Below are 12,980 nucleotides of genomic sequence, written 5' to 3'. Positions count from 1 at the left end.
CGTGGCGAGAAACCAGCAGATCAGAGCACGCGACAGCGATCGGGTCGAGGTATGCGCGCTGCTCGATGCGGCGCGAGCGGACGGCCAGCTCTCCGAGGCGGAGCACACCGCCCGCACCCGTTCGGCGATGCAGGCGAAATACGCCACCGGCCTGGACGCACTCATCGCGGACCTGCAGATCCCCGGCGAGCTCGCCGATGCCGCGGTCCTGCACCGCGACCGGCCGGCCCGCCCCTGGTGGATGGCTGTAGCCGTGCTGGGATCGGCCGCGATCCTCGGCGCCGTGGTGGGGCTCGGGACCTCCGGTGACCCCGCGAGCGCGGAGGGCGCCCGGGTCGAGGCCGTGGAGACCGGGGAGGCCGCGGCGGTGAACCTGGTCAGCGGACGCGGGCTGGCCCTTCTCGTCGACAGCTACCGCCGCGAGTTCGGTGACACGATCATCGATATGGCGACGGTCCACCCCGGAAGGGCTCTCGTCCAGCGCGTGGAGCGGGGCGAGACGAAACTCTACGAATTCGACGGCGAGGATTTCACCGGCCGCAGCCTCACGCTGCCGAGCTATTCGAAGGGGCGCCCGATCGATCTGGCGACCATCGATCTACCGGCGGTGGCCGCGGTCCTCGCGGGTGCGCCCGCCACCGTACGGCTGCCGGACGGCGAGGTCGCCCACTTCGGTATCGGCTTCGAACTCATCGCTCCCGCCGACGCCGGTCCGGTGATCGATATCTACGTCGGTACCGGGGCCGACCACACCGGTACGGTGCAGGTCTCGCTCGACGGGACTCCCCGGGAAGTCCACCCGGTCGGCTGACGAACCGGGGCCGGTCCCCCGTACGGTGTGTCCCCACCTGCGCCAACTGGTGCCGTACCTGACTGAACTATGCGTGGTTATATCGCTCCGATATAGTGGGTAATCGCATCCATTGGTTAGGTCTGTACGGAAGTCAGGGGGTGACGCCCGATGCTCGAACTGGCAATCCTCGGGCTGCTCCTGGAATCGCCCATGCACGGCTACGAGTTGAAAAAACGGCTCACCGGCCTGCTGGGGGCGTTTCGGGCTTTCTCCTACGGATCGCTGTATCCGACCCTCAAGCGCATGCGGGCGGATGGGTTGATCGCGGAGGAAGTACCCGACGGACTCGCGACAACACGCCGGGCGCGCCGGGTCTACCAGCTGACCCCGGCGGGCCGGGAGCGTTTCAACGAGCTCCTGGCGGACACCGGTCCGCAGAACTACACCGATGACGGCTTCGGCGTACACCTCGCCTTCTTCAGTCGCACCCCCGCGGAAGCGCGGATGCGGATCCTGGAGGGCAGGCGGCGTCAGGTCGAGGAGCGCCGAGAGGGGCTGCGGGAAGCGATCAAGAAGGCGAGCGGATCGCTGGATCGCTATACCCGTCAGCTCCATCAACTCGGACTCGAATCAAGCGAGCGCGAAGTGCGCTGGCTCAACGAGTTGATTGCGGCGGAGCAATCGACGAAGGCGGCACCACAGAAAGAGGGAAATACCGGTCATGAGTAGTGGAGACACCAACAAGTCCAGTGTTCGCGTCGCCATCGTAGGTGTGGGCAACTGCGCCTCTTCGCTCGTCCAGGGTGTGCAGTACTACCGGGATGCCGACGATTCCACGACGGTGCCCGGACTGATGCATGTGCGGTTCGGCGATTACCACGTCCGCGACGTGGAATTCGTGGCCGCCTTCGACGTGGACGCCAAGAAGGTCGGCTTCGACCTCTCCGAAGCCATCTTCGCCAGCGAGAACAACACCATCAAGATCTCCGATGTACCGCCGCTGGATGTCGCGGTACAGCGCGGACCGACCCTGGACGGTATCGGTAAGTACTACGCGCAGACCATCGAACTGTCCGAGGCCGAACCGGTCGACGTCGTCCAGGCGCTGAAGGATGCCCGGGTGGACGTACTGGTGTCCTACCTGCCGGTCGGCTCCGAGGAAGCGGACAAGTTCTACGCTCAGTGCGCGATCGATGCCGGCGTCGCCTTCGTCAACGCGCTGCCGGTGTTCATCGCCTCGGACCCGGAGTGGGCCGAGAAGTTCCGTGCCGCGGGCGTACCCATCGTCGGTGACGACATCAAGAGCCAGGTCGGCGCGACCATCACCCACCGGGTCATGGCGAAACTGTTCGAGGACCGCGGCGTACAGCTCGACCGCACGATGCAGCTGAACGTCGGCGGCAATATGGACTTCAAGAACATGCTCGAACGGGAGCGGTTGGAGTCCAAGAAGATTTCCAAGACCCAGGCCGTCACCAGCAACCTCCAGAAGGAGATGGGCGCCAACGATGTGCATATCGGCCCCTCCGACCACGTCGGCTGGCTCGACGACCGCAAATGGGCCTACGTCCGGCTGGAAGGTCGCGCGTTCGGTGATGTGCCGCTGAACCTGGAATACAAGCTCGAGGTATGGGACTCGCCGAACTCGGCGGGCATCATCATCGACGCCGTCCGTGCCGCCAAGATCGCCAAGGATCGCGGTATCGGCGGACCGGTCATCCCGGCGTCGGCCTACCTGATGAAGTCCCCGCCGCAGCAGCTGCCCGACGATATCGCCCGGGCGCAGCTGGAAGCGTTCATCATCGACGCTTGATCGGATGTGCGGGGGGACACGAGGCGTTTCCCGGCGGCTCGTAACGAGTCGCCGGGAGCGGTGTACGGTGCGGACCGGTTGGGGAGGGCGGTGGTTACTGCCCTCCCGTACCACTTTTCGCGATTTGTCACGTTCTCCGGGGGCGTACGGCCTCGGTGGTCGGAAACCTCGGAAATACATTCGTACTCGAGGATCGGCGGAGGCGGGCAGTTCCGCCGCTGTCCCGTCGGCGATGATCTGTCCTTTTTCCATGATCACCACGCGGTCGGCGAAGCCGGTGGTGGTGAGCAGGGGGAGGTCGTGGGTGATGACGAGCAGGGCGGCGCCGGCGTCCGCGTATTCGCGGAGTGATCTCCACACGCCGAAGGCGGTGCCCTGATCCAGGGAGGCGGTCGGGCCGTCCGCCACGAGGATATCGGGGGCGGTGAGCAGGGCGGCGGCAACGGCGGCGCGCTGGATCTGGCCCGCGGAGTTCTGCCGCGGAAGAAGATTCACAGCATCGGGCGGATAGTAAGCCGCGGCGCAGGCTTGCCGAACGGTCCAGGAGCCGTGCCGCTGCTCCAGCCGGCGGAGTTGTGCGGCGACGGTGCGCTCGGGTGCGAAGGCATCGATACCGTCCTGGGGGATGTAGCCCACGCTGCCGTCGACCAGGACCTCCCCGGTGGTCCGGGCCGATTCGGGCAGGCGGCCGGTCAGGGCACGGGCGATCATCGTCTTCCCGGCGCCGGGACCGCCGAGTAGAGCGGTGATCTGCCCGGCCGGTACGTTCAGATCCACCTTCGTGAGTACTGTCTCCCGCCAGCGGCCGGTATCGATGTCGACAGTGAGAGAACGCAGTTCGGCTGCCATGGCTCCAGTGTCGTCACATGATCGGAGCGAAGTACCCGCTTACGGAACACCGGCCCGGCAGCGCGCACTTCTCAGTCCAGCGAAACGTAGACCTCCACCGATGTCGGCCCGATGTAGCGTTCTACTTCGGCCCGGTGCGAGCGGGTTATCGTGCCCGCCTTTTCCGCCTCCCGGACCCGTGCCCAGGCCGTGCGGAGCAGATCGTACGGTTTCTCGGTGACCACGAACTTCGCGTAGCGGCCGGTCGGTACCCGGGTGAGGACATCGCCGGAGTCCAGCTCGGCCAGACCGGTGACCTCGTAACCCAGTACCGCTACGGCGTGATCGTCCTGGCCTATGTAGGCGGCGACGCGGGGGACGTTCTTCTCCCGGCTCAGATAGCGGTCCCAGGTGAAGTTGACCAGGTCCAGATCGCGGGCACTCACTTCGCGACCGGCCAGCGGCACGGTGAGACCGGCGACCATGCTTTCGCCGAGAGTGACTATTTCGAAGTCCACAGCTGTTCCTACCTGCTCGCCGAATCGTCGTCTGCCATCGCCACGAAGACTTCCACCGTGTGCTCGTCCGGGTAGCGTTCGTAATCCCCGGTGTAGGAGCGCACCAATCGACCGGCGGCTTCGGCGTCCCAGATGGCACGCCACAGTGTGACGATGGTTTCGCCCAGATCATCGCCGCTGAGGGTGAACCGGGCGTAGCGACCGGCGGGGATACGGGCCAGGACATCACCGGGTAGCAGGTCGTCGAGGGTACGGCAGCGGTAGCCGATGATATGGGTCAGATACGAGTTGATCTCGGGGGCGTGGTCGACGAAGGCGCTGGCCGGATGGCCGGGTAACTGGCGGGCCAGATTTCGTTTCCAGGCTGCCTCCACCCTGGCCCGGCGCGGTCCTTCCACGGCGAGTGCCGGGCTGCGAAGCACCGTACCCGCCACCAGCGTTTCCGGGCGGTCAACGACATTGAATTCCACCGGCGTAGCCCCTATGTCTCGTCATACGTCGTCGCTCCAGCGCATATCCTCCCGCACGCCCGTCCCGGCACGGGCGTCGGCCCGTGCCGGTCGGTCGGATGGGCGACATCTACTCTGGCCAACGATGCTGCCATGCCGACCGTTCCTTCGGTGGGATCACGAACGGAAATCCGTGGATCACGGTATGGGTACGGGGACCCCGGGCAGGATTTCGACGACGCGGGGCGGTGGCGGGAGAGGCGGGATCGGCGGTACCACCTGCGGGAGCGGTCCGATGGGTAGCTGAGGTTCGGTTTCCGGCACCGGCTCGGGCGTATAGGGCTCGGAGGCCGGGGGGATCACGATGAAAGGTTGCTCCTGCGGTTCCGTCCGGGGCGGGGGGCTGAGGATGTCGTAGGGGTTGCGCGAGGGCTGCTGCGGTGCCGGCGCGGCGGGGATGAGCGGTGCCGACGCGGTGGCGGGCGTGCCGATCTGTTCGGCGGGCGTGCCGGCGAGCGCGCCGTCCATGGTTCGTTTCCAGATATCCGAAGGGAAGCCGGAACCGTAGATACGGCCGCCGCCGGCCGTCACTATCGGCAGATTCTGTTCGGTGCCGACCCAGACCGCGGTCGACAACGACGGGGTGAACCCGACCATCCAGGCGTCCTTGTTCTGCCCGGTATCGCCCAGCTGGGTGGTGCCGGTTTTGGCGGCAGAGGGACGGCCGTTCAGTTCGTGGCCGTTGGAGTAACCCGCGATCGGGAGCATGGCGGCGGCGGTCCGGGCCGCCATATCCGGTGCGATGCGCTGCTCACCCGGCGGCAGTTGGGCGCCGACGCGCTGTTGCGGATCGCCGCCGCGATCCAGCAGGACCCGGCCGTCGCCGCGAACCACCCGCTGCACGAAATACGGCCGGTGGTACCGGCCCTCGCCCGCGATGGTGGCGTAGGCGGAAGCCATGTCCAACGGCCGGACCAGATAGGTGCCGAGCACGATGGACGGCATGGGCGGGGCGCCCGCTTCGGTCAGCGACCGTCCCGGCACGCCGGGGATCTCATGCGGTATCCCGGCCTGGTGGGCGGCATTCGCTATGGCCTGAGGTCCGTTGTCCATCGCCAGGGTGAGCCGGTAGAAGCTGGTGTTGAGCGACCGTTTGAAGGCTTCGCTCAACGGGCAGACACCGCACGATTCGTCCTCGACATTGCGTACGAGCACACCGTTGACGTCCACGGGCGCGCTGTCGAACGCGCGGGACAGCGGGATGCCCTGCTGCAGCGCCGCGAGTACCGCGAAGGTTTTGAATGCCGACCCCGTCTGTACCGGGGCCTGGGCGAAATCGAAGCCGATCCCGTCGGCGCCTCCGTAGTAGGCGCGTACGGCACCGGAGCGGGGATCCACGGACACCACCGCGGCCCGCAGTTCCGGGGGCTGGCCGTCCAAGGTGCCGGCGGCGGCTTCCTGCGCGGCCTGCTGCGCTTTCACATCGATGGTGGTGGTGATCCGTAAGGCGCCGGTGTTCACTTCCTGTTCGGTGATCCCGGCTTCCGCCAGTTCACGCAGCACCTGGGTTCTGATATGCCCCTCCGGGCCGCGGGTGGCGCGGGTATCGTCCGGCGGGGGCGGGGCGACAGTGGGTGGGAAAGTCGCCGCGCCGCGGTCGGCGGGGGCCAGGACTTTCATCTCCACCATGCCGTTGAGCACGTAGTTCCAGCGTTGCAGCAGCTGGGGGAGCCGAGTTTCGGGGTCCGAGGCGGAAGGGGAACGGATGAGGGCGGCCAGTACCGCGCCTTCGGCGAGGGTGAGATCGCGGACCGGTTTTCCGAAATAGGCCTCGGCGGCGGCCGCTATCCCGTAGGCGCCCCGCCCGAAGTAGATGGTGTTGAGATAGGCGGTGAGAATGTCGTTTTTGCTCCACTCCTGCGCCATCTTCGCCGAGATGATCAGTTCGTGTACTTTGCGGCTCACCGTGCGCTCCGAGCCGAGGAACGCGTTTTTCACGTACTGCTGGGTGATGGTGGAACCGCCACCGGCGTTCGCCCGGCCCAGTACGTTGTCCCGGAGGGCGCGCAGCAGCCCGGTCGGCGAGAAACCGGGATTGGTGTAGAAGTTGCGGTCTTCCGCGGAAAGGACGGCGTTGCGCACATGGACCGGAACCTCGGACAGCGGTACCGGGGTGCGATTGCCCTCGGGTGGCACCACCCTGGCCAGTTCGGTCGTACCGTCGGATGCCGTGATGGTGGCGGTCTGCGCGACCGGTACCGTGCCCGCAGCCGGAATCTCCGAACCCCAGTAGACCAGCGATACCAGCAGCGCCGGTATCGCGACCAGAATGGTGAACAGCCAGATCAGCAGATGCCTGATGCGCTGCGCGCGGCTGCGCCGCGGCCGCCGGAAGACCGGCGGCCGGGGTAGTCGGGGCGGCCGCGGCGGGCGGCCGCCCTCGGGGTCGAGCTGTCTCCACCCCGCGATGGAGGCATACTGTGGCGGTTTCGAAGTATTGCGGTCATGCTGGGAACGGAACGAGCTCACGATCATCTCCTCCCGGAGCGTCGGAAAAACTCAGGCGCACCACCGCCGGCTCCCAGGATACCCAGTGATCAGCTCTTGACCCCTCCAGCGGTGAGTCCCGAAATAATGCGTCGCTGGAAAATCAGCACCAGGATCACCAGCGGAACGGTCACCAGCGTGCCCGCGGCCATGATCGCGGCATACGGCTCCACCAGGGGATTGTTACCGGAGAAACGGGCGATGGCCACGGTCACCGGCTCGGTGTCGCTGCCGGAGAGCACCCGGGCCAGCAGATACTCGTTGACCGCCGCGATGAACGCCAGGATCGCGGTGGTGAACACGGCGGGTGCCGCCAGTGGCAGCATCACCAGCCGGAAGGCCTGGAATTTGGTGGCGCCGTCCATCCGCGCCGCCTCCTCCAGCTCCCAGGGCAGTTCCGCGAAGAACGCGGCCAGGATGTAGACGGTCAGGGGCAGTACGAACGAGATGTTCGGCAGGATCAGTGCCTGGTATCTGCCGATCCAGCCGATATCGGTGAACAGCTGGAACAGCGGGGTCACCAGCACGACCACCGGGAACATCGACGCGCTCAGGATCAGCCCGGAGACCAGATAGCGCCCTCGGAAGGTGAGCCGCGCCAGCGCGTATGCCGCCATGATCCCGATGACCAGGGCGATGGCGGTACTGGCCGCGCCGATCAGCACGCTGTTGAGCAGGGCTCTGCCGAAATCGTTACCGCGGCTGGTGTCGAAAGCGTCGCGGAAGTTGTCCAGGGTGATGTGCGTGGGCCACGGTACGGGATCGAAGGTGTGGGCGGGGTCGCGGAACGCGGTCACCGCCATCCAATAGAAAGGGCCCAGGCCCCAGAACAGGACGATCAGCGCGCCGATATAGACGCGCACCGAGCCCAGCCGGCGCCGCCAGGTCCGCTGGGCGACGGGTGCCGGGGTACCGGTTTGCTGTGTTGTCACCGCGGCCATCATGCCTTCCGCTGCTCTTCCTGCGTCCGCACCGCGTTCGCGCCCAATATCTTCACCAGTACGAAGGCCGCCGCGAAAATCAACAGGAAGGTGATCGTCGACAGTGCGGCCGCGCTGTTGGGGCCCTGCCGGGTTTGTTCGACCACCAGCACCGAGAGAGTGCGGGTGGCCGGCAGGTTGTCGGTCATGATGGCGGGCAGGTCGTACATGCGCAGCGCGTCCATGGCGCGGAACAGCACCGCCACCAGCAGCGCGGGCTTCAACAGCGGCAGCGTGATGCGGGTGAACCGCTGCCAGGCCGAGGCACCGTCCACCCGGGCCGCCTCGTACACATCGTTCGGGATCACCTGCAGACCGGCCAGCAGCAGCAGGGCGACGAACGGCGCCGTTTTCCACACATCGGCGGTGATCACCGCGAACCGGGCGGGCCAGGCGTCGGAGGTCCACAGGATCTCCGTGCCGAACACGGTGTTGACCAAACCGTCGTACTGGAACATGAACTCCCAGAGCCGGGCGGTGACCGCGGTGGGAATGGCCCACGGGATCAGCACCGCCGCTCGCAGCAGTGCCCTGCCCTTGAAGGTCTTGCCCATCACGATCGCCATACCGAGGCCGATGGCGACCTCGAGTGCCACGGTGATCACGGCGAAGAACAGGGTCACCCCGACGGCGCCCCAGAATTCCGCGCCCAGGTTACCGGTGGGGCATTCGGTGGTGCCCCCGGTTATCACCCGGCATTCACCGGCCAGCCAGTGCAGGTAGTTGTAGAAGGTGCTCTCGCCGTTGTCGACGAATCGGCCGGTGACCTCGTCGAGCTGGGCGTCGAAGTGGAACGACATCCACAGGGCCCGGATCACCGGATAGCCGATGACCACGGCGAGCGCTATCAGAACCGGCGCGACGAACAGCCACGCCCTGCCCGACGCACGCGCCTCGTCGCGCAGCCTGGTGGCCGTCCCGCGGCTACGCGCTGCGTTCGCGGGCTTTTCTGTACGGACCGACGCCTGCGCGTCTGTTCCGGAAGGATCCGACACCGTTCTCTCTCCTACGGGCTCGCCGGGTCCGGTTGAACCTTGACTACGATCCGACTGTTTCGATGCCCTTCTGCATGCCGATGATCGCGTCGTTCACGGACTTTGTTCCGGTCAGGGCAGCATAAGCGTTGTCCTGAATGGCTTTGGACACCGCCGGATAGAACGGGGTGACCGGTCGGGGCACCGCGCTGGCGATGGAATCCTTCAAGGCGGGCAGGTACGGCATCTTGGCGATCAGGGCGGGATCGTCGTAGATCGACGCCCGCACCGACGGCAGAGCGCCGGAGGCGATGATGTGCTGGGCTTCCTCGCTGATCAGGAACTTCAAGAAATCCAGTGCCGTGGCCTTGTTCTTGGAATACGCGCTGATGGCGGCGTTGTAACCGCCGAGCGTCGAAGCACCGATACCGGTGTCGCCGGGCAGCGGCGCGACCCCGAACTTGTCCTTCACCGCGGACGCCTCCGAGGAGGCGTCCCCGTAGGTGGACGGCCAGCTGCGCAGGAACATCAGCTTGCCCTGGGTGAACGCGGCCCCGCTCTCCGGTTCCTGGAAGGTGACGGCTTCGCGAGGGATATCGCCGCTGCGGTAGGCGTCCACCAGTTGCTGCAGGCCGGCCCGGGATTCGGGGCTGTTGACCGTGGGAGTGCGGCCGTCGGTACCGACGAAGGTGCCGCCGAACGCGTTGATCACCTCCGCGGCGTTCACCGTCAGGCCTTCGTACGGGGCGAACTGTCCGGCATAGCAGCCCATCTGGTTCTCCCGGGCCAGCGGGCAGCTCGCCAGCATCTCCGACCAGGTGCGGGGAGCCTGGGGCACCAGGTCCTTACGGTAGAACAGCAGCCCACCGTTGGTGTTGCGGGGCGCGGCGTAGAGGGTGCCGTTGTAGGTGGCGCTGGCTACCGGCGGAGACAACAGCGGAGAGGTGTCGATGGCGAACCGGCCCTCGAGGGGCTGGATCCAGCCCTTGGCCGCGAACTCCGCGGTCCACGGGACGTCCAGTGCCACCACGTCGTAGTCCGCCGATTTCGCCCGCATGTGTTCGACCAGGTCGTCGTATTGGGCCGAGGCGTCGTTGGATTGTTCTTTGTAGGTGACCTGTTCGTCCGGATGGGTGGCGTTCCAGCGGTCGATCAGCTGTTTCACCGCCCCCGTCTCGGTGGTGTCCTTACCTTCGACGTAGGTGATCGGGCCGCGTCCGTCCTGGTTCCTGCTGAGCTGTTCGTCGGTGTCGGTGGAGGTGCATGCGGTGGCGAAGGTAACGGTCAGCAGCGCGATCGGCCATAGCACGAGCGCGGCACGTAGAGACGGCACCTTCTTCAAAGCCATCGCGGAACTCCAAGGTAGACACGTGAGCGGCAGCACAAGGCAACATACATGGTGTGCACGTTGCGTGCCCGGTTCTCGGATATCGGACCCGGACCGGCAGACCCGGCACCGATACCCGGCGGCACCGCGGCCACGTATGCGGGCGGGTGTACCGAGACTAGGCTGAGCCCGGTGTCCACCCCGAACGCGGTATCCGATCGCCTGCTCACCAGGATCGGCGGATTGCTGCGCAAGGCCGAGTCCACCGACAACGAACACGAGGCCGAGGCCTTTCTGGCCGCCGCGCAGCGGCTGGCGACCCGCTCGTCGATAGATCTGGCGGTGGCGCGGGCGCACACCCGGGACAGGGCGCGGCCCGCGGTGCCGATCCAGCGGATCATCCCGATCGGTGAACCCGGCCGCAAAGGGCTGCGCACCTATGTGCAACTCTTCGTCGCCATCGCCGACGCCAACGATGTGCGCTGCGATGTCGCGCGCACCTCCACCCAGGTGTACGCCTACGGTTTCGCCGCCGATATCTCGGTCTGCGAGGCTCTGTACTCCAGTCTGCTGGTGCAGATGGTGCGGGCCTCGGGCCGCTACCTCGAATCCGGTGCCCACCGGTCGTCGACGATGGAGAAGGTGGTCGTCGAACGGCGCGGCGGGCGGCGGGTGCGCCGGGTGGTCCGGGTTCCGGTGGCGGGAGTGACCGCACGGCTGAATTTCCAGATGGCCTTCGCGGCACGGATCGGTGCCCGCCTCGCGGAAGCCGAGGCGGAGGTGCGGCGGGCCGCCACCACGCGGGACGGGGCCGCCGGCGCATCCGTCTCCAGAGAAGAAGCCGAGAGCGCGGCACTGGCGCTACGGGGCAAGGAGCTCGAGCTGGCCGATTTCTACGCCCGTACTTCCGTGGCGCGGGGTAACTGGCGGGGACCGCATACCTCCACCGGCTACGCTCCGGACGCCCGCCGGGCGGGGGACCTGGCCGGCCGGAAGGCCAGGCTGGGTATCGCTCCGGAACTGGGCGCGGCGCGGGGGCAGCTCACCGACGGTGCGGAGTAGTCGTGCCGGGGGCGTGGTGCGGCCCGACCGCGGGTACCGGCCGGTCCCGCAGGCGCGCGACAGCGGGTGGTGCCCGCGCGGGCGCGCGGCGGTGACGACCGTGCGGGATACCCAGCGCGGCAGGGTGTACGACGCCGAACAGCTGGTACGCGCGGTATTCGACCGTGCGGACGAGTTCGGGCGGCGCACCGTCGAGATGCACGGCTCTACCCTGACCCTGCCGGTGGAACGGAAATTCGCCTCGGTGGACTCGGTGCAGCGGTACTGCGACCGGGTGCTGGCGCTGAGCTGGGTCGCGGCGAAGTGGTCGCGGGCGGGCGTAGCGATCCGGGTGCGGTCTCGTGCCGGGACGGTGGCCGCGCACTACGAAGCCGAGGGGGCGGTGCTGGCGGTGCCCGTGCGTGCCGGCGCCGCATGGGCGTTACGGGAACTCGTGGTGCTGCACGAACTGGCCCATCATCTGGAGCCCGCTCCGGACGCGGTGGCGGCACACGGTCCGCGATTCTGCGGCCGGTACCTCGAACTGGTCGACGGGGTGGTCGGCCCGGAGGCCGGGCTCCTGCTGCGTACAACTCTGCACGACTGTGGTGCCCGGATAGGTTGATCCCGTGCCGGTGGCGGCTACGCGGGCCATCGGAGCCGGTAGGGGATCCGCCGGTTCCCGCATCGCCGCAGGACCTGTGGCTCCTGCCCGCGAAGCCGGTGCCGTTACTCGGCGCGGAGCCGGGTGAGTACGCGGTGGAAGCGCTCGGTCCACCAAGTGGTGCGCTCCGGGTCCGGGTGACGGTACTTCTCCAGCAGCTCGGGATCCGGATGGGGGGCGGTGCGGAGAACCGGGAGGAAGCCGTCCGCCGGACGCAGCGATTCGCCGACGAGATCGCCCTCGAACAGCGTCACGGTGCCGAGACCACAGGCGTGGGTGAGTTCCGGTAGCGCACCGGCCAAGGCGAGCTGTGCGGAGAGTCCGATACTGGTTTCCAGCGCCGAGGAGACCACGCACGGCAGGCCGGCCGCTTCGGCTACCTCCAGTGCGCGCCGGACGCCGCCGAGTGGGGTGCATTTGATCACCGCGATATCCGCGGCGCCGGCCACCGCCACCCGCAGCGGGTCCTCGGCCCGGCGGATCGATTCGTCGGCCGCGATCGGCACCTCGACTCGGCGCCGTACCGCGGCGAGCTCGCCGATGGTGCGGCACGGCTGCTCGACGTATTCGAGGCCGCCCGCGGCGCGGTCCATCTCCCGGATACCGCGTACCGCGGTGTCCACGTCCCATACCGCGTTGGCGTCGACCCGGATCGCCCCGTCCGGGCCCAATGCCGACCGGACGGCTTCCAGCCGGGTCAGATCCTCGGGTAGTGCATCGGGATGGTCGGCGACTTTCACCTTGGCGGTCCGGCACCCCGAACCGGCGACCAGATCGTATGCCCGTTCCGGGGGTACCGCGGGAACCGTGCAGTTGACCGGGATCCGGTCGCGTAACGGCTCGGGCCAGCCCGCGGTCACCTGTTCGACAGCGGTGGCCAGCCAGTGTGCCGCCTCACGATCGTCGTATTCCGGGAACGGGCAGAACTCGCCCCAGCCGCGGGGCCCGCGGAACACCACACCCTCACGCACGGTGATTCCGCGGAACCTCGCTCGCATCGGGATCGCGTAGACGTGGACCGCGTCGATCTCCGGTAGCTCGCTCAC

At 67.4% G+C, this 12,980-nt stretch carries 12 protein-coding genes and 1 pseudogene; 5 read left to right on the top strand and 8 right to left on the bottom strand.

The window, feature by feature from the left end:
* Nucleotide 1: 1 nt before the first annotated feature.
* From ACYR7D_RS05255 to ACYR7D_RS05245, 3 genes are all read left to right on the top strand, one after another.
* Nucleotides 2–811: a DUF1707 SHOCT-like domain-containing protein gene (locus ACYR7D_RS05255; protein ID WP_459548493.1), complete on the top strand. Its 810-nt coding sequence runs from the start codon at nt 2–4 to the stop codon at nt 809–811.
* Between the two features lie 150 nt (nt 812–961).
* Nucleotides 962–1,522, top strand: coding sequence for a PadR family transcriptional regulator (locus tag ACYR7D_RS05250; RefSeq protein WP_459548492.1), 561 nt, complete (start codon nt 962–964; stop codon nt 1,520–1,522).
* Nucleotides 1,515–2,606: an inositol-3-phosphate synthase gene (locus ACYR7D_RS05245; RefSeq protein WP_459548491.1), complete on the top strand. Its 1,092-nt coding sequence runs from the start codon at nt 1,515–1,517 to the stop codon at nt 2,604–2,606. The genes ACYR7D_RS05250 and ACYR7D_RS05245 overlap by 8 nt, the downstream gene beginning before the upstream one ends.
* 447 nt (nt 2,607–3,053) lie before the next feature.
* Here the strand turns inward: ACYR7D_RS05245 and ACYR7D_RS05240 are convergent.
* The 7 genes and pseudogenes from ACYR7D_RS05240 to ACYR7D_RS05210 all read right to left on the bottom strand — a co-directional run.
* A pseudogene (locus ACYR7D_RS05240) lies at nt 3,054–3,455 on the bottom strand (ATP-binding cassette domain-containing protein); the annotation flags it as partial.
* A 71-nt stretch (nt 3,456–3,526) separates the two neighbouring features.
* Nucleotides 3,527–3,952, bottom strand: a complete 426-nt coding sequence (locus tag ACYR7D_RS05235) for a GyrI-like domain-containing protein (RefSeq protein ID WP_459548490.1) — start codon at nt 3,950–3,952, stop codon at nt 3,527–3,529.
* 8 nt (nt 3,953–3,960) lie between these two features.
* Nucleotides 3,961–4,422 (bottom strand): GyrI-like domain-containing protein, encoded by a 462-nt coding sequence (locus ACYR7D_RS05230; RefSeq protein WP_459548489.1) that lies wholly within the window; start codon nt 4,420–4,422, stop codon nt 3,961–3,963.
* Between the two features lie 177 nt (nt 4,423–4,599).
* Nucleotides 4,600–6,936: a transglycosylase domain-containing protein gene (locus ACYR7D_RS05225; RefSeq protein ID WP_459548488.1), complete on the bottom strand. Its 2,337-nt coding sequence runs from the start codon at nt 6,934–6,936 to the stop codon at nt 4,600–4,602.
* A gap of 62 nt (nt 6,937–6,998) precedes the next feature.
* Nucleotides 6,999–7,892, bottom strand: coding sequence for a carbohydrate ABC transporter permease (locus tag ACYR7D_RS05220; RefSeq protein ID WP_459548487.1), 894 nt, complete (start codon nt 7,890–7,892; stop codon nt 6,999–7,001).
* Nucleotides 7,889–8,923, bottom strand: coding sequence for a carbohydrate ABC transporter permease (locus ACYR7D_RS05215; RefSeq protein WP_459548486.1), 1,035 nt, complete (start codon nt 8,921–8,923; stop codon nt 7,889–7,891). Before ACYR7D_RS05215 ends, ACYR7D_RS05220 begins: the two co-directional genes overlap by 4 nt.
* Nucleotides 8,924–8,966: 43 nt before the next feature.
* Entirely contained in the window at nt 8,967–10,250 is a 1,284-nt protein-coding gene (locus ACYR7D_RS05210) for an ABC transporter substrate-binding protein (protein ID WP_459548485.1), read from the bottom strand.
* A gap of 171 nt (nt 10,251–10,421) precedes the next feature.
* On the opposite strand from ACYR7D_RS05210, the gene ACYR7D_RS05205 reads away from it, so the two are divergent.
* Both ACYR7D_RS05205 and ACYR7D_RS05200 read left to right on the top strand, forming a co-directional pair.
* Nucleotides 10,422–11,291: a DUF2786 domain-containing protein gene (locus tag ACYR7D_RS05205; protein ID WP_459548484.1), complete on the top strand. Its 870-nt coding sequence runs from the start codon at nt 10,422–10,424 to the stop codon at nt 11,289–11,291.
* A gap of 91 nt (nt 11,292–11,382) precedes the next feature.
* On the top strand, nt 11,383–11,895 hold the full coding sequence (locus ACYR7D_RS05200) for a TIGR04338 family metallohydrolase (protein ID WP_459548483.1): 513 nt from the start codon (nt 11,383–11,385) through the stop codon (nt 11,893–11,895).
* A 104-nt stretch (nt 11,896–11,999) separates the two neighbouring features.
* Here the strand turns inward: ACYR7D_RS05200 and ACYR7D_RS05195 are convergent, their stop codons facing one another.
* Complete coding sequence (locus ACYR7D_RS05195; protein WP_459548482.1) at nt 12,000–12,980, bottom strand: o-succinylbenzoate synthase; 981 nt, start codon at nt 12,978–12,980, stop codon at nt 12,000–12,002.

The sequence above is a fragment of the Nocardia sp. X0981 genome (genome assembly GCF_977089955.1).
The sequence above is the reverse complement of the archived record's forward strand: the minus strand, read 5'-3'. Positions and strand labels throughout refer to the sequence as shown.

Coding starts and splice junctions, on each gene's coding strand:
- ACYR7D_RS05245 (WP_459548491.1), top strand. CDS start 1,515: ATGAGTAGTGGAGACACCAACAAGTCCAGTGTTCGCGTCGCCATCGTA.
- ACYR7D_RS05220 (WP_459548487.1), bottom strand. CDS start 7,892: ATGATGGCCGCGGTGACAACACAGCAAACCGGTACCCCGGCACCCGTC.
- ACYR7D_RS05250 (WP_459548492.1), top strand. CDS start 962: ATGCTCGAACTGGCAATCCTCGGGCTGCTCCTGGAATCGCCCATGCAC.
- ACYR7D_RS05210 (WP_459548485.1), bottom strand. CDS start 10,250: ATGGCTTTGAAGAAGGTGCCGTCTCTACGTGCCGCGCTCGTGCTATGG.
- ACYR7D_RS05225 (WP_459548488.1), bottom strand. CDS start 6,936: ATGATCGTGAGCTCGTTCCGTTCCCAGCATGACCGCAATACTTCGAAA.